The 873-nt window shown below is 72.4% G+C and carries 1 protein-coding gene; it reads right to left on the bottom strand.

The window, feature by feature from the left end; all coding sequences use genetic code 11:
* On the bottom strand, window positions 1–873 hold an 873-nt coding region (locus tag AC1D34_RS38035), incomplete at both ends, for a cadherin-like domain-containing protein (protein ID WP_476827086.1).

The following is an 873-nucleotide window of genomic DNA, read 5'->3' as shown; positions in this document are numbered from 1 at the left end:
GTCAGGCTGTCATCGCCGGCCGTGCCGTTGATCTCGGTGAACTCGACGACGCTGAAGAGCGCGGTCTGGGCGACCGCGACGGTCTCGTCACTGACCTCGTAGCTCAGCGTCACCGGGCCAAAATAGCCGGGCGTCGGGCTGAACTCCCAGCCCCCCTCGACCGCGGTCAAGGTGCCGCTGGAGGCGGTGAGATGCCTAACCACGAGTGCATCGCCATCAGGATCCAGCGCCCCTGCGAGCAAGCCGATCGCGGTGATCAGCAGCGTCTCGCAGCGCCCGATGCTGCGCAGGCTGACGACGCCGGCAAGCAGCGGGGCGCGGTTGCTGCGCGGGCTCCCGGGGCCGCCGGGATTCTCGCCACCGGGTCCGCCCGGGCTCTCGCCGCCCGGGCCGGAATGGCCGCCCGGGCCGGGATGGTGGCCGCCCGAGGGCCCGTCGATATGGGCCAGCCCCTCAAAGCCATGGGCCCCGCCCGAGCCGCCGGCACTGCCGGAGAGGCCGCCGCCATGGGCAAGCGTCAGGTTGTCATTGCTGGCCGGGTCCCCGAAGACATCGAGCTTGGCCGGCGAGAAGCGGCGCAGCGGCAGCTGCTCATAGTCGATCGGCGGGGAATCGATGCCGAGGAAGGCGGCAAGCCCGGCCGTGCCGACGGCCTGGCCGCCGGAGCCGAGCGCCGGGTCGGGCTCGGGCTCCTTCTTGATCGCGCCGGTCTCGTCCTCGGCCTCCTTGTCCGCCTCCTCGGCCTGCGCCTGCCTCGAGGGGCCTCCCCCAGCCGCATCCTCGCCCGGGGGCTCGGTGGGCGGACCGAGATCGGACTTGGCGTGGCTGGGGAAGAGGCTCTTGACGTAGATCGCGACCGCGGTCAGCGCAGCG

The organism is Allobosea sp. P1_A7 (genome assembly GCF_056406775.1).
Note: the sequence above shows the minus strand (reverse complement) of the source record. Positions and strands in the feature narration are given on the sequence as shown.